Source organism: Cellulomonas fulva, from assembly GCF_018531375.1.
Classification (GTDB): Bacteria; Actinomycetota; Actinomycetes; order Actinomycetales; family Cellulomonadaceae; genus Cellulomonas; species Cellulomonas fulva.
The window spans coordinates 599,815-623,257 of sequence record NZ_JAHBOH010000001.1 but is presented as its reverse complement, the minus strand read 5'-3'; the positions used below and the strand labels follow the sequence as shown (position 1 = coordinate 623,257).

At 75.6% G+C, this 23,443-nt stretch carries 23 protein-coding genes and 2 pseudogenes; 19 read left to right on the top strand and 6 right to left on the bottom strand.

What is annotated here, in order from left to right; genetic code table 11:
* Positions 1-8: 8 nt before the first annotated feature.
* Positions 9-260, bottom strand: a pseudogene (locus KIN34_RS16630) (IS21 family transposase); the annotation flags it as partial.
* A 120-nt stretch (positions 261-380) separates the two neighbouring features.
* Here KIN34_RS16630 and KIN34_RS02765 point away from each other — a divergent pair.
* A complete protein-coding gene (locus tag KIN34_RS02765) occupies positions 381-635 on the top strand; it encodes a type II toxin-antitoxin system Phd/YefM family antitoxin (protein WP_214346322.1) in 255 nt (84 codons plus the stop codon).
* On the top strand, positions 620-1,036 hold the full coding sequence (locus KIN34_RS02760; protein ID WP_214346320.1) for a PIN domain-containing protein: 417 nt from the start codon (positions 620-622) through the stop codon (positions 1,034-1,036). The genes KIN34_RS02765 and KIN34_RS02760 overlap by 16 nt, the downstream gene beginning before the upstream one ends.
* Before the next feature lie 36 nt (positions 1,037-1,072).
* On the opposite strand, the gene KIN34_RS02755 is transcribed toward KIN34_RS02760, so the two are convergent.
* The gene (locus tag KIN34_RS02755) at positions 1,073-1,441 is read right to left on the bottom strand and encodes a VOC family protein (RefSeq protein WP_214346317.1); all 369 of its coding nucleotides are present in this window, start codon (positions 1,439-1,441) and stop codon (positions 1,073-1,075) included.
* A gap of 151 nt (positions 1,442-1,592) precedes the next feature.
* On the opposite strand from KIN34_RS02755, the gene folP reads away from it, so the two are divergent.
* The 10 genes and pseudogenes from folP to nadC all read left to right on the top strand — a co-directional run bounded on the left by folP (position 1,593) and on the right by nadC (position 11,796).
* Positions 1,593-2,516, top strand: coding sequence for a dihydropteroate synthase (folP, locus tag KIN34_RS02750; protein WP_307858054.1), 924 nt, complete (start codon positions 1,593-1,595; stop codon positions 2,514-2,516).
* Positions 2,513-3,772 (top strand): 2-amino-4-hydroxy-6-hydroxymethyldihydropteridine diphosphokinase, encoded by a 1,260-nt coding sequence (folK, locus tag KIN34_RS02745; protein WP_214346314.1) that lies wholly within the window; start codon positions 2,513-2,515, stop codon positions 3,770-3,772. The genes folP and folK overlap by 4 nt, the downstream gene beginning before the upstream one ends.
* The gene (locus KIN34_RS02740; RefSeq protein ID WP_214346312.1) at positions 3,772-4,251 is read left to right on the top strand and encodes a DUF3180 domain-containing protein; all 480 of its coding nucleotides are present in this window, start codon (positions 3,772-3,774) and stop codon (positions 4,249-4,251) included. Before folK ends, KIN34_RS02740 begins: the two co-directional genes overlap by 1 nt.
* 53 nt (positions 4,252-4,304) lie before the next feature.
* Entirely contained in the window at positions 4,305-4,811 is a 507-nt protein-coding gene (locus tag KIN34_RS02735; protein WP_214346310.1) for a PH domain-containing protein, read from the top strand.
* Positions 4,808-6,355 carry a PH domain-containing protein gene (locus tag KIN34_RS02730; protein WP_307858053.1) on the top strand — a complete coding sequence of 516 codons (1,548 nt, stop codon included), beginning with the start codon at positions 4,808-4,810 and terminating at the stop codon, positions 6,353-6,355. Before KIN34_RS02735 ends, KIN34_RS02730 begins: the two co-directional genes overlap by 4 nt.
* Entirely contained in the window at positions 6,352-7,434 is a 1,083-nt protein-coding gene (locus KIN34_RS02725; RefSeq protein WP_214346308.1) for a Rossmann-like and DUF2520 domain-containing protein, read from the top strand. The genes KIN34_RS02730 and KIN34_RS02725 overlap by 4 nt, the downstream gene beginning before the upstream one ends.
* On the top strand, positions 7,431-8,402 hold the full coding sequence (panC, locus tag KIN34_RS02720) for a pantoate--beta-alanine ligase (protein WP_214346306.1): 972 nt from the start codon (positions 7,431-7,433) through the stop codon (positions 8,400-8,402). The genes KIN34_RS02725 and panC overlap by 4 nt, the downstream gene beginning before the upstream one ends.
* Positions 8,399-8,842: pseudogene (panD, locus tag KIN34_RS16625) on the top strand (aspartate 1-decarboxylase); the annotation flags it as partial. The gene panC and the pseudogene panD, both read left to right, overlap by 4 nt.
* Before the next feature lie 272 nt (positions 8,843-9,114).
* On the top strand, positions 9,115-10,803 hold the full coding sequence (locus KIN34_RS02710) for an L-aspartate oxidase (RefSeq protein ID WP_214351686.1): 1,689 nt from the start codon (positions 9,115-9,117) through the stop codon (positions 10,801-10,803).
* 81 nt (positions 10,804-10,884) lie between these two features.
* The gene (gene nadC / locus KIN34_RS02705; protein WP_214346304.1) at positions 10,885-11,796 is read left to right on the top strand and encodes a carboxylating nicotinate-nucleotide diphosphorylase; all 912 of its coding nucleotides are present in this window, start codon (positions 10,885-10,887) and stop codon (positions 11,794-11,796) included.
* Between the two features lie 28 nt (positions 11,797-11,824).
* Here the strand turns inward: nadC and KIN34_RS17035 are convergent, their stop codons facing one another.
* Both KIN34_RS17035 and KIN34_RS02695 read right to left on the bottom strand, forming a co-directional pair.
* Positions 11,825-13,180, bottom strand: a complete 1,356-nt coding sequence (locus KIN34_RS17035; protein WP_214346302.1) for a hypothetical protein — start codon at positions 13,178-13,180, stop codon at positions 11,825-11,827.
* Positions 13,177-13,752, bottom strand: a complete 576-nt coding sequence (locus KIN34_RS02695; RefSeq protein WP_214346298.1) for an RNA polymerase sigma factor — start codon at positions 13,750-13,752, stop codon at positions 13,177-13,179. Before KIN34_RS02695 ends, KIN34_RS17035 begins: the two co-directional genes overlap by 4 nt.
* Positions 13,753-13,858: 106 nt before the next feature.
* Between KIN34_RS02695 and lysS the strand changes: the two genes are divergently transcribed.
* The 3 genes from lysS to KIN34_RS02680 all read left to right on the top strand — a co-directional run bounded on the left by lysS (position 13,859) and on the right by KIN34_RS02680 (position 16,011).
* Positions 13,859-15,400, top strand: a complete 1,542-nt coding sequence (lysS, locus tag KIN34_RS02690; RefSeq protein ID WP_214346295.1) for a lysine--tRNA ligase — start codon at positions 13,859-13,861, stop codon at positions 15,398-15,400.
* The gene (locus KIN34_RS02685) at positions 15,397-15,591 is read left to right on the top strand and encodes a hypothetical protein (protein WP_214346292.1); all 195 of its coding nucleotides are present in this window, start codon (positions 15,397-15,399) and stop codon (positions 15,589-15,591) included. Before lysS ends, KIN34_RS02685 begins: the two co-directional genes overlap by 4 nt.
* An 84-nt stretch (positions 15,592-15,675) precedes the next feature.
* Positions 15,676-16,011, top strand: a complete 336-nt coding sequence (locus tag KIN34_RS02680; RefSeq protein ID WP_214346289.1) for a histone-like nucleoid-structuring protein Lsr2 — start codon at positions 15,676-15,678, stop codon at positions 16,009-16,011.
* Between the two features lie 76 nt (positions 16,012-16,087).
* Here the strand turns inward: KIN34_RS02680 and xylB are convergent, their stop codons facing one another.
* The gene (xylB, locus tag KIN34_RS02675) at positions 16,088-17,524 is read right to left on the bottom strand and encodes a xylulokinase (RefSeq protein ID WP_214346286.1); all 1,437 of its coding nucleotides are present in this window, start codon (positions 17,522-17,524) and stop codon (positions 16,088-16,090) included.
* A 32-nt stretch (positions 17,525-17,556) separates the two neighbouring features.
* Positions 17,557-18,747: a xylose isomerase gene (gene xylA / locus KIN34_RS02670; RefSeq protein ID WP_214351684.1), complete on the bottom strand. Its 1,191-nt coding sequence runs from the start codon at positions 18,745-18,747 to the stop codon at positions 17,557-17,559.
* A 79-nt stretch (positions 18,748-18,826) separates the two neighbouring features.
* On the opposite strand from xylA, the gene KIN34_RS02665 reads away from it, so the two are divergent.
* The 4 genes from KIN34_RS02665 to KIN34_RS02650 all read left to right on the top strand — a co-directional run bounded on the left by KIN34_RS02665 (position 18,827) and on the right by KIN34_RS02650 (position 23,422).
* Positions 18,827-20,020: an ROK family transcriptional regulator gene (locus KIN34_RS02665; RefSeq protein ID WP_214346282.1), complete on the top strand. Its 1,194-nt coding sequence runs from the start codon at positions 18,827-18,829 to the stop codon at positions 20,018-20,020.
* 29 nt (positions 20,021-20,049) lie between these two features.
* A complete protein-coding gene (locus tag KIN34_RS02660; RefSeq protein ID WP_214346279.1) occupies positions 20,050-21,156 on the top strand; it encodes a lactonase family protein in 1,107 nt (368 codons plus the stop codon).
* A gap of 129 nt (positions 21,157-21,285) precedes the next feature.
* Positions 21,286-22,599, top strand: coding sequence for a glycosyltransferase (locus KIN34_RS02655; protein ID WP_214351681.1), 1,314 nt, complete (start codon positions 21,286-21,288; stop codon positions 22,597-22,599).
* Between the two features lie 85 nt (positions 22,600-22,684).
* Positions 22,685-23,422 (top strand): phosphoglyceromutase, encoded by a 738-nt coding sequence (locus tag KIN34_RS02650; protein WP_214346276.1) that lies wholly within the window; start codon positions 22,685-22,687, stop codon positions 23,420-23,422.
* Positions 23,423-23,443 lie beyond the last annotated feature (21 nt).

The window sequence follows — 23,443 nt, the reverse complement described above, 5'->3', positions numbered from 1 at the left end:
GTGATCCTCATCGAGTGCGACCAGCCGGTCCGCTCGGCGACCACCGTCGCCGCCATCGTCGGGCTCCCGCAGCAGCGCCCACACCTGGGGCTCCACCGCGTCGACCAGCGAAGGCCGCGTTGCACGCTCATACCTCGGTGGCGCGCCGGAGGCCAACGCCGCCCGCACCGTGTCCGCGCCATCCCCAAGCGGCGCGCGGCCTCCTTGATCGGAACGCTCTCCGCTCGACGCAACCTACCGATCTCAGCCCAGTGCTCCATCGTGATCACCCTCCAATGGTTCTTGGAGGGGTCAAGATGCAACGGGCCCCAGGGGTCAGCTTTCATGCGTCGGCGACATCCCCGGGGACCGATGTCTGATTATCTGATACTGTCGGTGCTATGCGGACCATGACAGCCACCCGCGTCTCGCGAGGCTTCTCGGAGGTCCTGGACGCGGTCCAGCACGGCGACACCATCACCATCACCCGGGCCGGTGTCCCCGTCGCGGAGCTGCGGCCCGTCCCCGTCGCGTCCGGTCGCGCCCTGAGCGACGCCCTCGACGCCTCCACAGTGTCCTTGGACGACACGTTCGAGGCGGACATCACCGCGGCGACGAAGCTGCTCTCGAACGGGAACCCGTGGCCCGACGCCTGATCCTCGACACCACCGCCCTCATAGCGTTCGAGCGCCGCACCCTGGACCGCGCCGCGCTCGCCGACGACGACGTCGCTATCGCGGCCATCACCGTCGCCGAGTTCCGACTCGGCGTCGAGCTCGCCGATACCCCCTCGAGGGCGGCGCACCGCCAGGCGGTTCTGGACGCGATCGTGTCATCCGTCCCCGTCCTGGACTACACGGCCCGGACTGCGAACATGCACGCACGTCTCCTTGCCCATACCCGCCGCACCGGACGCCCCCGCGGTGCACACGACCTGATCATCGCGGCGACCGCTGCCGAACACTCGCGCACCGTGATGTCTGCCGACGCGCAAGCACGGTACGACGACCTGCCCGACATCACCTGGGCGCCAACCCCGCCGCACGCGTCCCGCTGAGGGGTCTGCTGGCCACGCGCAGGCGTTCACCGGGTGTCACGAGTCGGCGCCGGGGGCTCCTTCGTAGAGGCCCATGACGTTGCCGTCCGGGTCCTCGAAGATCGCCCACCAGCTCTTGTCGTCGATGGGCTCCTTGCCGCGCAGGACCTTGCCGCCGAGCTCGGTGACCTTGGCGAGCGACTCGTCGATCGAGTCGACCTCGACGTAGCTGCGGGGCTGGGTGAACCCCTCGGAGCGGGGTGCGAGGCCGCCGCCGCTGATCTTGTTGGGCGCCTGCCACATGGGGTAGCCCTCGAAGCCGGGGATCTCGGCGATCTGCCAGCCGAAGAGCCCGCCGTAGAAGCGGCCGCCGGCCTCGTTGTCCGAGACCGGGATGTCGATGTGCGTGATGTCCCCGTGCGGCATGACTCTCTCCTCGCTCGTCGTCCCCCGTGCGACGCGCCTGCGGGCGCCGCTGCCCCGGGAGGGTGGATACGCCCGGATTCTCCGGACTCCCGCAGCGTAGGCCCGGCCGCCGACACGGGTCACGCGGTTCGCCGCCCCCTAGGCTCGGGGGGTGGACGTCGTCGGACCTGCCGTGCTCCCGCCCCCGCTCCGCGAGGCCGGCCGCACCCTGGTGATGGGGGTCGTGAACGTCACGCCCGACTCCTTCTCCGACGGCGGGCGGTGGTTCACGCCCGGCGCCGCGGTGGCGCACGGGTTGACGCTGCTCGAGCAGGGCGCGGACCTGCTCGACGTGGGCGGCGAGTCGACGCGGCCCGGGGCCAGGCGGGTGCCGATCGACGAGGAGCGCGAGCGCGTGCTGCCGGTGATCACCGAGCTGGTGCGCCGCGGCGTGGCGGTCAGCGTCGACACCACGCGGGCGCAGGTGGCGCGCGCGGCGGCCGAGGCGGGCGCGCTCGTCGTGAACGACGTGTCCGGCGGCCTGGCCGACGACGCGATGTACGGGGTCGTCGCGGAGACCGGGGTCGCGTACGTGGCGATGCACTGGCGCGGGCACGCGGACGTGATGGACGAGCTGGACGACTACGACGACGTGGTGACGGACGTGCGGCGCGAGCTCGCCGAGCGCGTCGACGCGCTGCGGGCGGCGGGCGTGCGCGACGAGCAGGTGGTGCTGGACCCGGGGCTGGGGTTCGCGAAGCCGGGCGCCAGCAACTGGCCGCTGCTCGCCCGGCTGCCCGAGCTCGTCGGCGACGGGTTCCCCGTGCTCGTCGGGGCGAGCCGCAAGCGCTTCCTGGGCCACCTGCTCGCGGCGCCGGACGGCACGCCCGCGCCGCCGCTGCAGCGCGACCACGCGACCGCCGCGGTCACCGCGCTGGCCGCGGCGGCGGGCGCGTGGTGCGTGCGGGTGCACGACGTCGCGGCGTCCGCGGACGCCGTCCGCGTCGCCGCGGCGTGGGAGGGTGTCCGGGGTACGACGAGCGGGGGCGCGGGTACGACGAGCGGCGCGGGTACGACGAGAGAGGAGTCGCGGTGAGCGACGCGACAGGGCCGGTGACGGACGCCCGCGGGAACCGTCTCGACCAGATCCGGCTGACGGGCGTGAGCGCGACCGGCTACCACGGGGTCTTCGAGCACGAGAAGCGGGACGGGCAGACGTTCGTCGTGGACGTCGTCGTGCACCTGGACACCCGACGAGCCGCGGCGGGCGACGACCTGCGGCACACGCTGCACTACGGGGAGCTCGCCGAGCTCGTCGTGGCCGTGATCGAGGGCCCGGCGTACGACCTGATCGAGACCCTGGCCGAGCGGATCGCGGCGACCGTCCTGGCGGACGGGACCGTCAGCGCGGTGGACGTGGCGGTGCACAAGCCGCAGGCGCCCATCGCGGTGCCGTTCGGTGACGTGGTGGTCGCGATCCGGCGGGACCGGACCAAGCTGCCCGCCGCCGAGCCGTACGTGCCGCCCGTGACCGCCCCGCCGACGCACGCGGTCGGCGCGGTCGAGCAGCCGCTCGAGATCGCCCCCCTCGACGTCGCGCCGCTCGTCGTGCCGCCCCTCGAGCCGCCGACCGGGACCGCGCAGCTGCCCGTCGCGCCCGACGACCAGCCGACGACCGCGTTCACGGTCCCCGACCTCGAGGCGCCGGCTCCGATCGCGGCGCCCGCCGACGACGAGGTCGTGGGCGAGGTGGTCACGGACCGCCTCGACGTCGCGCCCGACGCGCCCGTCGACGCGGTGCTCGCGTTCGGCGCGAACCTCGGCAATGCGCAGGAGACGCTGCGCGCCGCGATCACCGAGATCGGCCAGGTGCCGGGGATCGAGATCGTGGACGTCTCGCCGCTGGCGCGTACGGCGCCCGTGGGCGGGCCGGACCAGCCGGACTTCCTCAACGCCGTCGTGCTGGTGCGCACCTCGCTGGCCCCGCGGGAGCTGCTGCGCGCGGCCCAGGCGGTCGAGCAGGCGCACGGGCGCGAGCGGCTCGAGCACTGGGGCCCGCGCACGCTCGACGTCGACCTGATCGTGTACGGGACCGTGCTCGCGGTCACCGAGGACCTCGAGCTGCCGCACCCTCGCGCGCACGAGCGCGCGTTCGTCCTGCAGCCCTGGGCCCAGGTGGACCCGGACGCGTTCCTGCCGGGCCTCGGCGGCGGACCCGTCGCGGCGCTCGCGGCCACCGCGCCCGACCGCGAGGGCGTGCGCTGGCTCGCGCTCGACTGGCTGACCGCGCCCCTGCCGGCGGCGCACTGGGAGGCGGACGCGGGACCCCGCCCGGGTGGTCCGGGGGCCTGATGGGACGCACGCGCTGGCAGACGCTCCTGGTCGTCGCGCTCGGGGTCGCCGCCGCCACGTGGATCGTGTTCGACGCGATCGAGGGCAACGGCGGGCTGCCGCCCGAGGTGCCGTGGCTGGTCGCCGCGGTCGAGGTCGTCATCGCGGCCGTGGTGCTCTCGCTGGGCTGGGCGGTCCGCCAGTTCCTGCGCGGCAAGCGGCCGAACCTCGACCCCATCCGCGCCGCGCGCACCGCGGTGCTGGCCAAGGCGTCCTGCTACACCGGCGCGCTGCTCACCGGCTGGTACGCCGGGCAGACGATCGTGCTCGTGACGGACCTCCAGACCGTCGGCAACGGCGGCCGTGCACTGTCCGCCGGGGCCGCCGCGGTCGGGGCCGTGGTGCTCGCGGTCGTCGGGCTCGTCGTCGAGGGCTTCTGCCGGATCCCGCCGCCGGAGGACGAGGAGCGCGAGGCGGCCCCGCACCCCAGCGCGGGCTGACCCCGGCGCCGGACCGGCGCCGGCCGACCCCGCCTGGATGGGAGGATGACGGCGTGACCACGGAACCGACGCCCGTGAGCGTCCCGTTCGAGCCGGCCGGAGTCGTCTGGACCCCGGTCTCGCACCGCCTCGCCACCGCCCGCCTGACGACGCTCGCGGTGGTGCTCGGCCCCGTCCTGCTGGTGCTCGCGGTGATCGCGCTCGCGGTGCCCCAGCCGTGGCTGTGGCTGCCGTTCGGGATCGTCGCGGCGCTCGCGCTGTGGATCGGCCTGCTGGTGCCCCGCCAGGTCCGCGCGCTCGCGTACGCCGAGCGCGCCGACGACCTCCTGGTGCGGCGCGGCATCATGTTCCGCTCGCTCGTCGTCGTCCCCTACGGCCGCATGCAGTACGTGGACGTGTCGGCCGGCCCGGTCGCCCGCTGGTTCGGGATCGCGTCGGTCCAGCTGCACACCGCGTCGCCGCAGACCACCGCGACCATCGAGGGCCTGCGTCCCGACGAGGCGGCGCGCCTGCGCGACCGGCTCGCGTCGCGCGGTGAGGCCCGGCTGGCGGGCCTGTGAGCGCGCCCGCCGAGTCCGACGACGCCGTCCCGGCCGATGCCTGGCGGCGCATGCACCCCGTGACGCCGGCCCTCAAGGGCTGGAAGGTGCTCGTGGGTGTCATCGCGGTCGTCGGGTACCAGGTGGCCGACGACGTGCGGACCGCCTCGGAGCTGCTGGGCGGCAAGGGCTGGCTGCTGGTGCTGGGCGCCGTGGCGCTCGTGGCGCTCGTCGGGTTCGGGTACTCCGCGATCGCCTGGCGCATGACCCGGTACGCCGTGACCGACGAGGCGGTGCACCTGCGCACCGGCGTGCTGTTCCGGCAGCAGCGGCAGGCGCGGCTCGACCGGCTCCAGGCCGTCGACGTGGTGCAGCCGCTGCTCGCGCGCCTCTTCGGGCTGGCCGACCTGCGGCTCGAGGTCGCGGGCGGCTCCGGCTCGGCGGTGTCGCTGGCCTACCTGCGGGAGCCCGACGCGCAGGCGCTCCGCAGCGACCTCCTGGCGCTCGCGGCCGGCCTGCGCCGTCCGGCCGGCGCCCCCGCGCCGGCCGCCGGCGCGCCCGGGTCGGTCGACGACGGCGCCGCGCCCGGCGCCGCCGGGCTGGACCCGCAGGGGCCGGGCACGGACCCGCTGAGCGCCGTCCCCGGCGCCACCGCGGCCGGTCCGCGCGCGGGCTTCGAGGAGGCGCCCGAGCGCGAGGTGTACGCGGTCCCGATGCCGCGCCTGCTCGTCTCGACGCTCCGCAGCGCGACCGTCGCGGGGCTGGTGCTGCTCGTCGCCGCCTTCGTGGTCGGCGCGATCCTCGCGCGCGACGTCGGTCCGCTGTTCGTGCTGTTCCCCGCGGCGCTGGGGTTCGTCGGGACGCTGTGGGGCCGCATCAACGGGGGTGCCGGCTTCCGGGCCGCGCTCTCGCCCGACGGCATCCGGCTGCGGCACGGCCTCACCGAGCAGCGCGCCCAGACCGTCCCCCCGGGACGCGTGCAGGCCGTGCGGCTGAGCCAGGGCCTGTGGTGGCGCGGGCCGGACTGGTGGCGCATCGAGATCAACGTCGCCGGGTACGGCACCGGCGACGACGCCGCGCGCGCGACGGTCCTGCACCCGGTCGCGACGCGCGACGAGGCGGCGGCGGCCCTGTGGCTGGTCCTGCCGGACCTCGGGGTCGAGGACCCGCGGGCCGTCGTCGACGCGGCCATGTCCGGCCGGGACGACGAGGGCGGCTTCACGCCGGCGCCGCGGCAGGCCCGCTGGCTCGACCCCGTCGCGTGGCGCCGGCAGGGCGTGCGCGTCACGCGCACCGCGCTGGTCGCGCGCTCGGGGCGCCTGGTCCGGCACGTCGTGGTGGTGCCGCACGAGCGCACGCAGTCGCTCGGGTTGGAGCAGGGCCCGCTGCAGCGCCGGCTCGGGGTCGCGAGCTTCGTCGTGCACTCCACGCCCGGCCCCGTGCGCCCGCGCGTCGACCACCTGGACGGCCTGGTGGCCGCCGCGCTGCTCGACGAGCAGTCCGAGCGCGCCCGCACGGCGCGCGCCGCCGCCGGCCCCGAGCTGTGGATGCGGTCGACGCCGTGACCGCCCCGGCGCACCGGCCGGGCCGGCTCGGCGTGGGCGTGGTGGGCGCGGGGCGCGTCGGCGCCGTGCTCGGCAGCGCGCTGCGCGCCGCGGGGCACCCGGTCGTGGCCGTCAGCGCAGTGTCGCAGGAGTCCCGCGACCGCGCGGAGAGCCTGCTGCCCGGCGTGCCCGTCCTCGCGGTGCCGGAGGTCGTGCGGCGCGCCGAGCTGGTGCTCCTCGCGGTGCCCGACGACGCGCTCGCCGACCTGGTGCGCGGCCTGGCGGACCTCGGCGCGTGGCAGGCGGGACAGATCGTCGTGCACACCTCCGGTCGCTACGGGGTCGAGGTCCTGGCGCCCGCGCGTGCCGCCGGGGTGATCCCGCTCGCGATCCACCCCGCGATGACCTTCACCGGCACGTCGCTGGACCTGGCGCGGCTCGTCGGCTGCCCGTTCGCGGTGACCGGTCCCGCCGCGGTCCTGCCGATCGGGCAGGCGCTCGCGGTCGAGGTCGGCGGCGAGCCCACGGTGCTCGACGAGGCCGCGCGCGGGCTCTACCACGCGGCGCTGGCGCACGGCGCGAACCACCTCGTCGTGCTCGTCGCGCAGGCCGCCCAGGCGCTGGCCTCGGCGGGCGTGGCCGACCCGGGCCGCATGCTCCGGCCGCTGCTCGAGGCCGCGCTCGACGGCGCCCTGCGCGCCGAGTCCACGGGGACGGACGCCGCGGCGCTGGCGGGCGGTGGGCTGCCGGCGGTCGAGGACGTGCGCGGGCCGGGCGCGGTGGCCGCGCTCACCGGTCCGGTGCGGCGCGGCGACGTCGGCACCGTCGTCGAGCACCTGGCGGTGCTGGACGCGCTCGCCGCCACGACGGGCGCGACGGACGTGCCCGCGGCGTACCGGACGCTCGCCCGCGCCGCCGGTGCGCGCGCGCTCGCGGCGGGGCTGCTGCCCGAGCCCGCGGCCGCGGCGGTGCTGGACGCGCTCGCGTCAGGTACGTCACAACCGGTCTCCGGGGTCGCGGGCACAGACGACGGTGCGGGATGGTTGCAGCAGGAGGACGGGCACGACGAGGACGGGCCACCGGGCCGGGAGGACGCATGATCACCGCAGTCGGCACGCTCGCGCGCACCCGCGACGAGCTCGCGGCCGCGCTCGGGACGGGCCCCGGCGACGCGCCGGGCGAGGCGCCGGGTGAGGCGGGCACGCACCGCCGCCGCGCCGTCGTCATGACCATGGGCGCCCTGCACGCGGGCCACCTGTCGCTGGTGCGGCAGGCCAAGGAGCTCGCGGACCAGGTCGTCGTGACCATCTTCGTCAACCCCTTGCAGTTCGGCGCGGGGGAGGACCTGTCCCGCTACCCGCGCGACCTGGCGGGCGACCTGGCGCTCCTCACCGGCCCCGGGCTGCTCGACGACGGCGACGTGGTGTTCGCCCCGACGCCCGACGTGATGTACCCCGACGGCGACCCGCTCGTGCGCGTCTCGGCCGGCGCGATCGGCTCGGTGCTCGAGGGCGCCTCGCGGCCCGGCCACCTGGACGGCGTGCTGACGGTGGTGCTCAAGCTCCTGCACCTGACCCGCCCGGACGTCGCGATCTTCGGGCGCAAGGACGCGCAGCAGCTCGCCGCGGTCCGCCGCATGGTGCGGGACCTCGACGTCCCGGTCGAGGTCGTGGGCGCCCCGCTGGTCCGCGAGCCGGACGGCCTGGCGATGTCCAGCCGCAACGCCTACCTGACGCCCGATGAGCGGGTGCGCGCTCTCGCGCTGTCGACCGCCCTGGCGACGGGCGTCGCGGCGGCCACCGCGGGCTCGTCGGCCGACGTGGTGCGCACGGCGACGCTCGCCGCGCTCGTCGGCGGCCTCGCCGGCGGGTCGCCGGACGGGACCGCGGGAGCGGACCCGCAGCGGACGGCACCCGACGAGGTCGACTATGTGGCGCTCGTCCGACCCGACGACTTCCGGCCCGTGGCCGCCGACCACACCGGCGAGGCGCTGCTCCTGCTCGCCGCCCGCGTGGGCGGCACGCGGCTCATCGACAACACGACGGTCACCCTGGGAGGCCCGGCATGACCACGCTGATGCGCACGATGATGACCGGCAAGATCCACCGCGCGACGGTGACGCAGGCGGACCTGCACTACGTCGGCTCGGTGACCGTGGACGCGGACCTGCTCGCGGCGGCGGACCTGCTGCCGGGCCAGCAGGTCGACATCGTCGACGTCACCAACGGCTCGCGGCTGACGACGTACGCGATCGCGGGCGAGGCGGGCTCGGGCCAGATCTGCATCAACGGCGCCGCGGCCCACCTGGTGCACCCCGGCGACGTGGTGATCCTCATCGCGTACGGGCTGATGTCCGACGCCGAGGCGCGCACGTACGAGCCGCACGTGGTGCTGGTCGACTCGGAGAACAAGATCGTCGACCTGTCCGACGACCCGGGCCAGGTGCCGGACGAGTGGACCGCGGCCGCCGGCCTGCAGCCCAGCGGCGTGCCGTTCGCGCAGGGCCGCGACCTCGTCGAGCACCCGCACGACGTCGACCGCACCGCGGCGCACACCCACGCCGGCTGCGGCGTGCGCGAGCCGCACACGCACGGACCGGCGACGCCGGACGCGCTCGGTGGCCCGACCGGTGGACCGCTGGGCGGCACCGTCACGCGCGGCGCCGCGCGGTGACCACCTCGTCCCCCACCCTCCCGTCCGACGAGACCGCGCTCCCGGGTGCCGGCCCGCGCCCGGCCCCGGCGGTCGCACCCGGGATCGACGCGGCGCTCGCGCCGCGCATGGCCACGCGGCTCGCCGCGCCCGCGCCGGGCTGGACCGTGGAGGTCGACGCGATCGTCGTCGGCTCGGGCATCGCCGGCCTGACCGCGGCGCTCGAGCTGCGGGCCCGCGTGCCGCGCGTGCTGCTGGTGACCAAGGACCGGCTCGCGTCGGGCTCCACCGTCTGGGCGCAGGGCGGCATCGCGGCCGCGCTGGCGCCCGAGGACTCGCCCGCCGCGCACCTCGCGGACACGCTCGTCGCTGGTGGCGGCCTGTGCGACCCCCGCGCGGTCGAGGTGCTGGTCACCGAGGGCCCCCAACGCGTGCGCGAGCTCGTCGGGCTGGGCGCGGTGTTCGACACCTCCCCCGACGGGCGGATCTCGCTCACGCGTGAGGGCGGGCACCACGCGGACCGCATCGTGCACGCCGGGGGCGACGCGACCGGTGCGGAGATCTCCCGCGCCCTCGTCGCGCAGATCGAGGCCGTGCGCCACGACCCGGGCATCGAGGTGATCGAGCACGCGCTGGTCCTCGACGTGCTCACCGGTCCGGCGGGCCCGGACGGGCGCCCGGGCGCCGTCTGCGGCGTGACGCTCCACGTGATCGGCGAGGGCCAGCGCGACGGCGTGGGCGCGGCGCTCGGGAAGGCGGTCGTGCTCGCGACCGGCGGCATCGGCCAGGCCTTCCGCTCGTCGACGAACCCGCCGCAGGCGACCGGGGACGGCATCGCCGCGGCGCTGCGCGCGGGCGCCGTGCTGGGCGACGTCGAGTTCGTGCAGTTCCACCCGACCGTGCTGTGGCTGGGCGCGGGGGTCAAGGGCCAGCTCGCGCTCATCTCCGAGGCCGTGCGCGGCGAGGGCGCGTACCTGCTCGACACCGACGGCGTGCGGTTCATGCTCGACGTGCACCCGATGGCGGAGCTCGCGCCGCGCGACGTGGTGGCGCACGCGATCGTGCGGCAGCTGGCCGCCACCGGCTCCGACCACGTCTGGCTCGACGCCCGTCACCTGGGCGGCGACTTCCTGCGGCGGCGCTTCCCGACGATCCACGAGCGGCTGCTCGAGCACGGGATCGACCTCACGACGGACCTGGTCCCCGTGGCGCCCGCGCAGCACTACCACTCCGGCGGCGTCGTCAGCGACCTCGTCGGGCGCACGTCGGTACGCGGTCTGTACGTGGTCGGCGAGGTCGCGTGCACGGGGGTGCACGGGGCGAACCGGCTGGCCTCCAACTCGCTGCTCGAGGGACTGGTGTTCGCGCACCGCGCCGCGCGGCACATCACCGACCAGGTCGCCTACGGCACGCTGCGCCACGCCGACCCCGTCCAGCGGGCGGGGGACGAGGCGCTGGTCGCCGCGGCGTCCCGGTCGCGGGTGCAGCGGGCCGCGACCGACGGCCCCGGCGTGCTGCGCTCGTCGGACGGGCTGCGCCGCGCGGCCGGCCGCCTGGCGGACGTGCCGACCGACGCGCACGAGCGTCAGGACGACGGCCGGCTCCCCGCGGCGCCCCAGGTGGCCGAGTGGGAGACCACCAACGTGCACCAGGTCGCGAGCGTGCTGACCGCGACGGCCCTCGCGCGCGAGGAGAGCCGCGGCGGGCACGCGCGCAGCGACTTCCCCGACCGCGACGACGAGCACTGGCGGCTACGCCTGGAGGCACGGCTCGACCCCGACGGCCGCCTGGCGCTCGCCCGCGTCCCCCTGGGCTGACCGCACCCGCTGACCACACCCGCTGACCGCACCCCCGCTGACCGCACCCGCTGACCGCACCCGACCGACCCCAGGACGACGATGACCGAGACGACCGCGCGCCCCGGCGTGCTGCCCGGTGACCCGGGTCCCGACGACGCCGCGCTCGAGCGGCTGGTGGCGGTGGCGCTCGACGAGGACCTCGGCCCGGCGCCGGGCCGGGACGTGACGTCGCAGGCCACGATCGCGCCGACCGCGACCGGCACGGCCGACCTGGTCGCGCGCGCCGACGGGGTCGTCGCCGGGCTCGTCGTCGTGCCGCACGTGCTGCGTCAGGTCGCCGCGCGGCTCGGGCTGGCGCCCGCGACGCTCGTCGTGCACGTGCCGGACGGCTCCCGGGTACGCCGGGGCGACGTGCTGGCCGAGCTCACCGGGCCCGTGCAGCTGCTGCTCGTGGCGGAGCGGACGCTGCTCAACCTCGCGTCCCGCGCGTCCGGCGTCGCGACGCACACGCGCCGCTGGGCCGACGCGCTCGAGGGCTCCGGCGCGCGCGTGCTGGACACGCGCAAGACGACCCCGGGCCTGCGCGCGCTGGAGAAGTACGCGGTCCGCTGCGGCGGCGGCACCAACAAGCGCATGGGGCTGTACGACGTGGCGATGGTCAAGGACAACCACGTGGCGGCGGCCGGGTCGATCACGGCGGCGATCGACGCGGTGCGCGCGCGCTTCCCCGACGTCGCGATCCAGGTCGAGGCGGACACCCGCGAGCAGGCGCTCGAGGCCGTGGGCGCGGGGGCCGGCTTCCTGCTGCTCGACAACATGCCCACGCCGGTGCTGGCGGACGTCGTGACCGCCGTCCGGGCGGTCGCTCCGGCCACGGAGCTCGAGGCCACCGGCAACCTCACGCTGGACCGGGCGACCGAGGTCGCCGGCACCGGCGTCGACTACCTCTCGGTCGGCGGGCTCACGCACTCGTCCCCGATCCTGGACCTGGCCCTCGACCTGCGCGCCTGAGGCCGCCCGGGCGTCGCCGCCCGGTGGGTCACACGCACTCGTAGACCACCGAGGCGGCGTCCTGCCGCAGGTGCAGGTGCCACGCCCCGTCCGGCGCCTGGACCGCCCACAGCGCGTGCGCGTCGAGGAACGACCCGTCGTCGGGGTACCGGTAGCCCGGGTCGACGCTCTCGTCGAAGCCGAACGACTGGTCCTCCTGGAACGCCCGCACGGCGCGCGACACGGCGTTGCCGCCCGCGACCGGGACCACCACGCGCTCGCCCTCCGCGGTCGTGCCGGCCTCGCGCCACTGCGCCGGGTCGTGCTGCGCCTCGGTGCTGACCTGCGCGTCGAGGCAGACGAACGCCCCCGGCGCCACGGTGCCCGGGCCGACCTCGTCGGTCCTGGGCGTGCCGTCGTCCCACGTGATGGTGTCGAACGCGGCGTTGGGGAGGTCCTCCTGCGTGAGCGGGACGTACGCGCCGAACGGCAGTCGCACCGCGTACGTGGACGACGTCAGGCCGGGCACGCCCTCGGTGGCCTCGTCGCGCAGGACCAGCGCGAGCGGACCGAGGTCGACGAGCACGCGGTGCGACTGCGCCTCGTCGGGACCCCACGGGACGCCGTACGCACCCGTGAACGTGTCCGCGCGCGACGCGTCGGTGCGGAACGTCCACGTGCCGCCCGCGGCGATCCGCGCCGGGAGCGTGAGCGTGTCGTAGAAGGTGTCCTCGTCGAGGGTCACGTCGGCAGCGAGGCCGAGCGGGACGCCGTTGCCGTCGTCGACGCACAGGTCGCCGGTGCGGGCGCTCGGGCACGTGACCAGGCGGGCGCCCGCGTCGTCGACCTCGAACAGGACGGCCGGCTGGTCGAGCGGGGTGTCCCGCGCGACGGTCGCGTCGTCGAACGCCGCGAACAGCGTCGCCGCGCCCCGGGTGCCGACGCGGTAGACCGTCCACGCGTCGCGCGACGACGCGTCGAGCAGCCGCGCGGCCGCCTCGTCGTCCTCGACCGGGTCGGTCCAGGTCTCGCCGGTGCGCGGCGCGAGGAGCCGCTCGCGGACCGTCGCGTCGTCGATCCGGGCGGCCCGCTCGACGGGGCCGGAGGGCGTGGCCGCGGGTGTCGGGGTCGGCGTGCTCGTCGGCGTCGGCGTCGGCCCGCTCGTCGGCGTGCCGGTGCGCGCGGGGGGGACCGGGACCGGGTCGCTCGTGCCGGCAGCGAACCACGCGCCGACGCCGAGGGCACCCACGCACGCGGCCGCACCGACTCCCTCGACCGTGTGCCGACGGATCCGGGCGCGCCGCACGGTGCCCCGCACGCGGCTCAGCGCGCGCTCGTCGAGCGGACCGGTGGCCTCGGCGATCGCGTCGCGGGCGCCGTGCAGGAGCTGGTCGAGGTCGTTCATCGTGCGCCCTTCGTCGTGGGTCCGGCGGAACCGCCGGTCGTGGTGGTGGTCGGCCGGACCGGGATGCCCTCGTCCGTGCTCGGGCGGGCCTGCAGGACCTCGGCGAGCCGCGCGAGGCCGTCGGACGTGTAGCGCTTGACGGAGCCCTCGCTGAGGTTGAGCACCGAGGCCGTCTCCACGACCGACAGGTCCTCCATCTGCCGCAGCACGACGCACGCGCGCTCGCGCGGGCTGAGCAGGGCGAGCGCGCGCAGCACGTCGCGGCCGGGTCCCGGCACCTCGACCTCGGGGGAGGGCGTGGGCTCGGCCGCGGCACGCAGCGCGACCAGCCGCTCACGCCGGCGCCGACGGTGCTCGTCGACCGCGCGCGACGCGATCGCTCGTCGGACGTACGCCTCCGCCTGCTCGACGGTCGTGAACCGGGCGCGGCCGCGGAACGTCGCGATCAACGCCTCCTGGACCAGGTCCGGTGCGTCGCTCGCCGAGCCCGCGACCAGTGCGGCGTGCGCGACCAGGCGCGGGTAGCGCTCACGCGCGACCTGGTCGAGCAGCTGTTCCCACGGACGTGCCACTGCGCTCCTGCTTTCCGGTGGTGACGGTTGTCGACCTGACAACGGTCCTCGCGGCGACCGCGTTGGGGTGAATATCGCGCCCCGGGCCGCCGATTACGATGGTCGCGTGACCGACACCCCCCTCTCGCCCGCGACGGACGCGCCCGCGGCCGGCGCACCCGTCGACGACACCCCGGAGCAGATCCGGATCCGGCGCGAGAAGCGCGAGCGGCTGCTCGCGGAGGGCACCCAGCCGTACCCGGTCTCTCTCCCGCGCACGCACACCATCGCCGAGGTGCGTGCGGCGTACCCGGACCTGGAGGCGGGCCAGGAGACGGACGACGAGGTCGGCGTCGCCGGCCGCGTGGTCTTCCTCCGCAACACGGGCAAGCTCTGCTTCGCGACGCTCCAGGACGGTGCGGGCACCCGGCTGCAGGCCATGCTGAGCCTGGCCGAGGTCGGCGAGGAGCGGCTCGCGGCGTTCAAGTCCGACGTCGACCTGGGCGACCACCTCTTCATCCACGGGCGCGTCATCCAGTCCAAGCGCGGCGAGCTGTCGGTGTTCGCCGACGAGTGGCGGATGGCCGCGAAGTCGATCCGTCCGCTGCCGAACCTGTACGAGGGCGCGGAGCTGTCCGACGAGGCGCGCGTGCGCCAGCGCTATGTCGACCTCATCGTGAACCCGAAGGCGCGGGACATGGTGCGCACGCGCGCGGCCGTGGTGCGCTCGCTGCGGGACAACTTCGCGCGGCGCGGATTCCTCGAGGTCGAGACGCCGATGCTCCAGTCGCGTCCGGAAGGCGCGGCGGCGCGGCAGTTCGAGACGCACATGAATGCCTTCGACATCGAGCTGTTCCTGCGGATCGCTCCGGAGCTGTTCCTCAAGCGGGCGGCGGTCGGCGGCGTCGAGAAGGTGTTCGAGATCAACCGCAACTTCCGCAACGAGGGCGTGGACGCCACGCATTCTCCGGAGTTCGCGATGCTCGAGGCGTACGAGGCCTACGGCGACTACGACACCATGGCCGCGCTCACGCAGGACCTGGTGCAGACCGCCGCGCTCGAGGCGCTCGGCACCACGGTCGTCACGCTCGCGGACGGGTCCGAGTACGAGCTCGGGGGCGACTGGACGCACCTGACGATGTACGAGTCCCTGTCGGAGGCGGTGGGCGTCGAGATCACGCACGACACCGAGGACGCGGAGCTGCTGCGGCTGCTCGAGAAGGCCGAGATCGAGCTGGCGCCGGCGCAGCGCAACCACGGCAAGCTCGTCGAGGAGCTGTGGGAGCACCACGTCGGCGCGCACCTGCACGCCCCGACGTTCGTGCGGGACTTCCCGGTGGAGACCTCGCCGCTCACGCGCGACCACCGCAGCAAGCCGGGCCTCGTCGAGAAGTGGGACCTGTACGTGCGCGGCCTCGAGCTCGCGACCGCGTACTCCGAGCTCGTCGACCCCGTGGTGCAGCGGCAGCGGTTCGAGGCGCAGGCGCTGCTGGCGGCGCGCGGCGACGACGAGGCCATGCGGATCGACGAGGACTTCCTGACCGCGATGGAGTTCGCGATGCCGCCGTCCGGTGGCATGGGGATGGGGATCGACCGGCTCCTCATCGCGATGACGGGTCAGGGAATTCGGGACACGATCCTCTTCCCGCTCGTGAAGCCGCAGTCATGAACGGCCTGGGCGGGGTCCTCGCGGCGGTGCTGCCGTCGATCGGCGTGGGGTTGATCTTCTGGTTCGCGATGCGTGCGATCGTGAATGCGGACCGCACGGAACGCCAGGCCCTCGCGCGGATGGACCACGAGGCGCAGATCGCGGCGAAGCCCGTGGAGGAATCGTCGAAGAATGAGCCCGGCAACGTTTGACGGAATTGTTCCGTGATGTGATGCTGTCTGCGGCGCACAAGAAAGCCCCTTGAATCGTGCGCCCACGAGCACACGGAGAATGCCATGGCCCAGAAGGTTCAGGTCCTGCTGGTCGACGACGTCGACGGCAGCACGGCTGACGAGACGGTGACGTTCGCCCTCGACGGCGTCACCTACGAGATCGACCTCACCACCGCGCGCGCCGCCGAGCTGCGCGACGCGTTCGCCACCTGGGTGGGCCACGCCCGCAAGGTCGGCGGACGCTCCTCGTCGGGCACCCGTCCCGCGGCGCGCCGCTCCAGCCGCGGCGCCAGCGACGCGTCCGCGATCCGCGACTGGGCCAAGGGCCAGGGACTCGACGTCTCCGAGCGCGGCCGCATCAGCGCCGAGGTGCGTCAGGCGTACGACGCCGCGCACTGACCCCGCACGCGAAGAAGGGCCCGGCACACCGCAGCGGTGCCGGGCCCTTCTCGCGTCGTCCCTCGGGAGGGACGCGTCAGGTGACGTCCGGGCGGGTGGCGGTCAGCTCCCGCACCGCCGCGTACTGCTCGCGGACGCGCGGGGCAGGCTCGCCCGAGACCACCTCGGCCGATCCCGCCGCGCTCCACGCGGGCGGCTCGTCGTCGCCCGAGAGTACCCATGCCGCCTGGCGGGCGGCACCGTCCGCCACGTACTCGCCGGGCGTCGGGACGACGACGTCGAGGCCGAAGACGCTCGGCGCGATGCGCCGGACCGCCTCGGACCGCGCGCCGCCGCCGATGAGGAAGAGCCGCTCGACCGCGACGCCCTGCGCCCGCAGCGCGTCGATGCCGTCCGCGAGCGCGCACAGCATGCCCTCGACCGCCGCCCGGGCCAGGTGCGCGGGCGTGGTGTTGGCCAGGCGCAGGCCGTGCAGCGCACCGGTCGCGTCGGGCTTGTTCGGCGTCCGCTCGCCCTCCAGGTAGGGGACGAGCACCAGGCCGTCGGCGCCCGCCGGTGCCTGCAGCGCGAGCGCGGACAGGCCGGCGTGGTCGACGCCGAGCATCCGGGCGGTCGCGTCCAGGACGCGCGACGCGTTGAGCGTGCACGCGAGCGGCAGGTAGTGCCCGCTCGCGTCCGCGAAGCCCGTGACCAGGCCGGAGCCGTCGGCCGTCGGCGAGCCGGTGACCGCCGAGACGACCCCGGACGTGCCGATCGAGACGGCGACGTCGCCCGGGCGCAGGCCCAGGGCGAGCGCGGCCGCCGCGTTGTCCCCGGCCCCGGGGCCGAGCACGGGACGACGAGCGCCGGTGGCCGACCGCGGACCCGCCTCCCTCGGGCCCAGCACGCGCGGGAGCACCGCGTCGTGGCCGAGCCCGAGCTCGAGCAGGTCGTGCCGGTAGCCGTCGGTCTGCGGCGACCAGTAGCCGGTGCCGGACGCGTCCGAGCGGTCGGTGACGAGCTCGGCGAGCCCGGCGGCGCCGGAGCCCGGGCCGTGCCCGGCCAGCCGCCAGGTCAACCAGTCGTGCGGCAGTGCGACCGCCGCGACGCGCGCCGCGTTCTCCGGCTCCGCGTCGCGCAGCCAGCGCAGCTTGGTCACGGTGAGCGAGGCGACCAGCACGGAGCCCGTCGCGTCCGCCCACGCCTGCGGGCCCCCGAGCTCGTCGATCAGGTCGAGCGCGGCCTGGGCCGAGCGGGTGTCGTTCCACAGCAGCGCGTCACGGACCACCTCGCCCTGCTCGTCGAGCGTGACCATGCCGTGCTGCTGGCCGCCGACGCTGACGGCGTCGACGTCGTCGAGGCCGCCCGCGTCCGCGATCGCGGTCTGCAGGGCGTCCCACCACGCGGCGGGGGCGACCTCGGTGCCGTCGGGGTGGGACGCGCGACCGGAGCGCACGAGCGCTCCGGTCGCGGCGTCCCGGACGACGACCTTGCAGGACTGGGTCGACGAGTCGATCCCGGCGACGAGCGCCATGCCTGAGTCCGTCCTCTCGTTCGCGACGAGCGTCAGCCGCGCGCGCCGAGCGCGTGCTCGAGCGCGAGCTGGTTGAGGCGCACGAAGCCGAAGCCGTGCTTCGCGACCTCGTCGGCGTCGAAGTCCTCGAACACCGAGCGGTCGGCGAGGAAGTCGGCCAGCGTCTCGCCCTCGTCCAGCGTCGGCTTCGCGAGCTCGAGCACGCCGGCGGCCTCGATGGCCTCCTTGACCTCGGGGTCCTCGCGGAACGCGATCGCGCGCTCCTTGAGCAGGAGGTAGGTCGCCATGTTGGCGCGCGCGGACTCCCACACGCCGTCGAAGTCCTCGGTGCGCGAGGGCTTGTAGTCGAAGTGCACCGGGCCGGTGTACCGCGGGCCGCCGCCCGGGAAGCCGTTCTCGAGCAGGTCGACCGTGGCGAACGCGGAGAACAGGTCGCCGTGGCCGAAGACCAGGTCCTGGTCGTACTTGATGCCGCGCTGGCCGTTGAGGTCGATGTGGAAGAGCTTCTCCGCCCACAGCGCCTGCGCGAGGCCGGTGGTGTAGTTCAGCCCGGCCATCTGCTCGTGGCCCGTCTCGGGGTTGAGGCCGACGATGTCGCCGTGCTCGAGCCGCGCGATGAGGCCGAGCGCGTGGCCGATCGTCGGGAGCAGGATGTCGCCGCGGGGCTCGTTGGGCTTGGGCTCGAGCGCGATGCGCAGGCCGTAGCCCTTGTCCTTGATGTACGCGGCGACTGTGTCGATCCCGTCCGCGTACGCCTGGTGCGCGGCGTAGAGGTCCTTGGCGGAGTCGTACTCCGCGCCCTCGCGACCGCCCCACATCACGAACGTGTCGGCGCCGAGCGAGGCCGCCAGGTCGACGTTGCGCAGGATCTTGCGCAGCGCGTAGCGGCGCACGCGACGGTCGTTCGACGTGAACGCGCCGTCCTTGAACACCGGGTGCGTGAACGTGTTCGTCGTGACCATCTCGACCGTGATGCCGGTCTCGGTCAGGGCGCCCTTGAAGCGCTCGAGGATCTTGTCGCGCTCGGCGTCCGAGGAGCCGAAGGGGACCACGTCGTCGTCGTGGAACGTCACGTGGGCCGCGCCGAGCTCGGCGAGCTTGTGCACGGACTCGACCGGGTCGAGCCACGGGCGGGTGGCCGCGCCGAAGGGGTCCTGCGCGTTCCAGCCGACGGTCCACAGACCGAAGGAGAACTTGTCGGCGGGGGTGGGCTTGCGCACCATCGTGGTACCTCTCGTCATCGAGTGGGGGATATTTGTTGTACGGCTGAACTTATGCCGCGGACGGGCTAGGGTCAAGCCCGTGAGACCGACGGCGGCGCGACAGGGCACGCTGCGCGAGCTGAACCTGGGGCTCGTGCTGCGCGAGGTGCTCGACGCCGCCGTGAGCCACCAGCCTCCACCGTCGCGCGCCGACGTCGCGGCCGCCACCGGGCTGGCCCGCGCCACGGTCTCCGCGCTCGTCGACCGCCTGGTGGCCGGCGGCCTGCTCGCCGAGCTCGAGCCCACGCCGACGCTGCGCGCCGGCCGCCCCGCCGTGCCGCTGGTCCCGGCGGGCGGCACGCTCGTCGCGCTCGGCGCCGAGGTGAACGTCGACTACCTCGCGGTCCGCGCGATCGACCTGCGCGCGCAGGTGCTCGCCGAGCGCGTCGTGCCCGGGGACCACCGCGGCAGCGACCCCGCCGCGGTGCTCCGCGCGCTCGCGAGCACCGCCGACGACGTCACGGACGAGGCGCTGGCCGGCGGGGACCGCCCCGGGGACCGCCGGGTCGTCGGGACCGCGCTCGCGCTGCCCGGCCTGGTCGCACGGGACACCGGCACGCTCCTGCTCGCGCCGAACCTGGGCTGGCGGGAGGTCGACGTCCTGGCCGCGCTCGCCTCGTCGTCCCGCGTCCTGGGCGCGCACCCGCCGCACCTGGCGAACGAGGCGGACCTCGCCGCGCGGGCCGAGCTGCGCGCCCAGCGACCGGACGGGCCCAGCTCGTTCGTCTACGTCTCCGGCGAGATCGGCATCGGCGCGGCCATCGTGCTCGACGGCACGGTCTTCGGCGGCCGTCACGGCTGGGCCGGCGAGCTCGGCCACACCCTCGTCGCGGACGGGCGCCGGCTCGAGCAGGTCGCCGGTCAGGACGCCATGCTGCGCGCCGCGGGCCTCGACCGGCAGGCGGGCGTGGGTCCGCTGCTGGCCGCGCTGCGGTCCGACGAGGCCGCGGCCCACGGCGCGCTCGCGGCGGCCGGCGAGGCGCTCGGCACGGCCCTGGCCAACGTGGTCAACGCGGTCGACGTCTCGGACGTCGTGCTGGGCGGCACGTACGCGGCGCTGGCGGATCACCTGACCGCGCCCGTGCTGACCGCGCTGCGTGCGCAGGTCCTGGCCGCGCCCTGGGCGCCGCCGGCCGTCGCGGTCGCGCGGGCGGGGGAGATCCCCGCGCTCACGGGCGCCGCGCTCACGGTGCTCGACCGCGTGATCGCGGATCCCAGCGCCTGGCTGACGTGAGCGTCGGCGCCGCTGCCTAGACTCGCCCGGTGACCTCGCGCGAGCTGTGGATCGGCACCTACCCCGTCGCCGGAGCCGGGACGCCCGTCGGGCGCGGCGAGGGCGTCTGGAGCGTCCCCTTCGACGACGAGACCGGCGCCCTGGGCGAGCCGCGGCAGGTGGCCACGGTGCCCTCCCCGTCGTTCGTCGCGCAGCAGGGTGCCCGGCTGTTCGCGGTCGTGGAGGACGACCCGGGCGCGGTCGTCGGCTTCCCCGTGGACGGGCCGGACCGGGCAGCGAGCCTGGTCCCGTCGGCCCCGGTCCCGTCCGGCGGCGCGTACCCGTGCCACGTCGTCGCGACCGAGCACGCCCTGCTCGTCGCCAACTACGGCTCCGGGACGCTCGGCGTCCTCCCGCTCGACGCCGCCGGCTCCCTCACGGCCGCCGCACCGGAGGTGCACGGCCACGCGGGGTCGGGGCCGAACGCGGACCGGCAGGAGGGTCCGCACGCGCACTTCGTAGCCCTGGCGCCCGGTGGCCGCCACGTGCTCGTCGTCGACCTCGGCACGGACCAGGTGCGGCGGTACGCGTGGGACGGCCGCACCGCGACGCCCGACGGCATCGCCGTGACGTTCCCGCCCGGCACCGGCCCGCGGCACCTCGACTTCTCCCCCGACGGCCGGTTCGCGTACGTCTCCGGCGAGCTCGACGTCGCCGTGCACGTCCTCGCGTGGGACGCCGCCACCGCCACGGGCACGCTCGTCCAGTCCGTCCCGGCCGTCGTCCCGGCGGTCGTCCCGGCGGTCGTCCCGCCCGGGTCCGACGAGGGTGCGCGCGTCGACGGCGACGCGACCGGCCAGGCCGGCTCCGGGGACGACGTCCTCCCCTCGCACCTGGTCCTCGACGGCGACCAGGTCCTGGTGACCGTGCGCGGCGCGGACGTCCTCACGCGCTGGCAGGTGGGCACCGACGGGCTGCTCGGCGCGGGCACGTCGCACCCGCTGGGCGGCCACTGGCCGCGGCACTTCGCGGTCGTGGGCGCGTGGGTCGTGGTCGCGCTCGAGCGGTCGGGCGAGCTCGTCGTGCTGTCCCGGGACGGTGCCGTCAGGGGGCGTACGGCGCTCCCCTCCGCGACCTGCGTGCTGCCGCGCGCCTGACACCCTCGCCCCACGCCCGCCGGCGCGGCACCCGCCCGCGAGTGGTGCGTGGCGCGCGGTGGGCGAGAATGGCGGGAGCACCCGTCCCGTCGAGCAGGAGAGCCCGTGGAGCACGCCCCGCGCATCGCCATGCTGTCGGTGCACACCTCGCCGCTGGACCAGCCGGGCACCGGCGACGCCGGCGGCATGAACGTCTACGTGCTCGAGCTGGCCCGGGCGCTCGCGGACCGCGGCGCGCGGGTCGAGATCTTCACGCGTGCCACCTCGTCGGACCTGCCCGAGACGGTGGTGCTGCCCGGCACGGACGCCGACGGCGAGCCCCTGGACACCACGGTCGACGTCGACCGCGTGCGCGAGGTGCTCACGGCGGAGGTCGTCGAGCCGGGCGTGACCCCGCCGGTCCTGGTGCACCACGTGCCGGCCGGCCCGTTCGAGCGGCTCGACAAGAACGACCTGCCCGGCGTGCTGTGCGGCATGGCGGCGGGCGTGCTGCGGTGGGAGGCCGCGCGCCGGCCGGGGTGGTACGACGTGGTGCACTCGCACTACTGGCTCTCCGGGCAGGTGGGCGCGATCGCCGCCGACCGGTGGGAGGTGCCGCTGGTGCACACCGCGCACACCCTGGCGAAGGTCAAGAACGCCACGCTCGCACCGGGGGACCAGCCCGAGCCTGCGGCGCGGGTGCTGGGTGAGGAGCAGGTGGTCGCGGACGCCGACGCCCTGGTCGCGTCCACGCCCGCGGAGGCCACCGAGCTCGTGGAGCTCTACGGCGCCGACCCGGCGCGCGTGCACGTGGTGGAGCCGGGCGTCGACCTCGCGCGGTTCGCCCCCGTGCCCGACGAGGAGCGCGCGGCCGCCCGCCGCTCGCTGGGACTGCCGGCGGACCGGGACGTGGTGCTCTTCGCGGGGCGGGTGCAGGCGCTCAAGGCGCCCGACGTGCTGGTCCACGCGCTCGGGGTGCTGCGCGCGACCGGCCGGCCGGTGCCCCTGCTCGTCGTGCTGGGCGGGCCCTCCGGCCGGTCCACCGCGGTCCGTGAGCTCGAGGCGCTCGCCGAGGTCGCGGGGGTCGGCGACAGCGTGCTGGTCCGGCCGCCCGCCCCGCGCGACGAGCTGCCCACCTGGTACCACGCGGCCGACGTGGTCGCGATGCCCTCGCGCTCCGAGTCGTTCGGCCTCGTGGCGGCCGAGGCGCAGGCCGCGGGCGTGCCCGTGGTCGCGGCGGCCGTCGGCGGGCTGCGCACGATCGTCGACGACGGGGTGTCCGGCGTGCTGGTGCGCGGGCACGACCCGCGGCGCTGGGCGGACGTCCTCGCCGACGTGCTGGCCGACCGGGACCGCCTCAGGGCGTTCTCGTCGGGCGCCCGCCGCGCGGCCGAGCGGTTCGGCTGGGACGCCGCCGCGGACCAGCTGCTCAAGGTCTACGCGATCGCGCGCGAGCCCGCCTGAGCCGCGCCGCGCTCGTCGTGCTGCCCCGTGACCGGGGGACGGACGTCCCTGCGCCGGGGGTCCCGCCCTGCGGCAGGATGGGGGCATGACGTACACCCTGGTCCTGCTCCGCCACGGCGAGAGCGAGTGGAACGCGAAGAACCTGTTCACCGGCTGGGTCGACGTGGCCCTCTCGGAGAAGGGCGTCGAGGAGGCCAAGCGCGGCGGTGCCCTGCTGACCGAGGCCGGCATCCTGCCCGACGTGGTGCACACGTCGCTGCTGCGCCGCGCGATCACCACGGCGAACCTCGCGCTCGACGCCGCCGACCGCCACTGGATCCCGGTCAAGCGCTCGTGGCGCCTCAACGAGCGCCACTACGGCGCGCTGCAGGGCAAGGACAAGAAGCAGACGCTCGAGGAGTTCGGCGAGGAGCAGTTCATGCTCTGGCGCCGGTCCTACGACGTGCCGCCGCCCGCGATCGAGGTCGGCTCGGAGTTCTCGCAGGACGCGGACCCGCGCTACGCCGGTGAGCCGCAGGTGCTGACCGAGTGCCTCAAGGACGTCCTCGAGCGGGAGATGCCGTACTGGGAGGAGGGCATCGTCCCCGACCTGCGCGCCGGCAAGATCGTCCTGGTGGCGGCGCACGGCAACTCGATCCGCGCCCTGGTGAAGTACCTGGACGGCATCAGCGACGAGACCATCGCCGGGCTCAACATCCCGACCGGCATCCCGCTGGTCTACGAGCTCGACGAGGACCTCAAGCCCACCGTCCCCGGCGGCCGCTACCTGGACGCCGCCGCCGCGGAAGCGGCCATCGCGGCCGTCGCCAACCAAGGCCGCTGACCCACCGCCAGCCGTCCCTCC

Coding starts and splice junctions, on each gene's coding strand:
- KIN34_RS02680 (WP_214346289.1), top strand. CDS start 15,676: ATGGCCCAGAAGGTTCAGGTCCTGCTGGTCGACGACGTCGACGGCAGC.
- nadC (WP_214346304.1), top strand. CDS start 10,885: ATGACCGAGACGACCGCGCGCCCCGGCGTGCTGCCCGGTGACCCGGGT.
- KIN34_RS17035 (WP_214346302.1), bottom strand. CDS start 13,180: ATGAACGACCTCGACCAGCTCCTGCACGGCGCCCGCGACGCGATCGCC.
- KIN34_RS02655 (WP_214351681.1), top strand. CDS start 21,286: ATGCTGTCGGTGCACACCTCGCCGCTGGACCAGCCGGGCACCGGCGAC.
- KIN34_RS02685 (WP_214346292.1), top strand. CDS start 15,397: ATGAACGGCCTGGGCGGGGTCCTCGCGGCGGTGCTGCCGTCGATCGGC.
- xylA (WP_214351684.1), bottom strand. CDS start 18,747: ATGGTGCGCAAGCCCACCCCCGCCGACAAGTTCTCCTTCGGTCTGTGG.
- panC (WP_214346306.1), top strand. CDS start 7,431: ATGATCACCGCAGTCGGCACGCTCGCGCGCACCCGCGACGAGCTCGCG.
- KIN34_RS02765 (WP_214346322.1), top strand. CDS start 381: ATGCGGACCATGACAGCCACCCGCGTCTCGCGAGGCTTCTCGGAGGTC.
- xylB (WP_214346286.1), bottom strand. CDS start 17,524: ATGGCGCTCGTCGCCGGGATCGACTCGTCGACCCAGTCCTGCAAGGTC.
- KIN34_RS02710 (WP_214351686.1), top strand. CDS start 9,115: ATGGCCACGCGGCTCGCCGCGCCCGCGCCGGGCTGGACCGTGGAGGTC.
- KIN34_RS02650 (WP_214346276.1), top strand. CDS start 22,685: ATGACGTACACCCTGGTCCTGCTCCGCCACGGCGAGAGCGAGTGGAAC.
- KIN34_RS02755 (WP_214346317.1), bottom strand. CDS start 1,441: ATGCCGCACGGGGACATCACGCACATCGACATCCCGGTCTCGGACAAC.
- KIN34_RS02740 (WP_214346312.1), top strand. CDS start 3,772: ATGGGACGCACGCGCTGGCAGACGCTCCTGGTCGTCGCGCTCGGGGTC.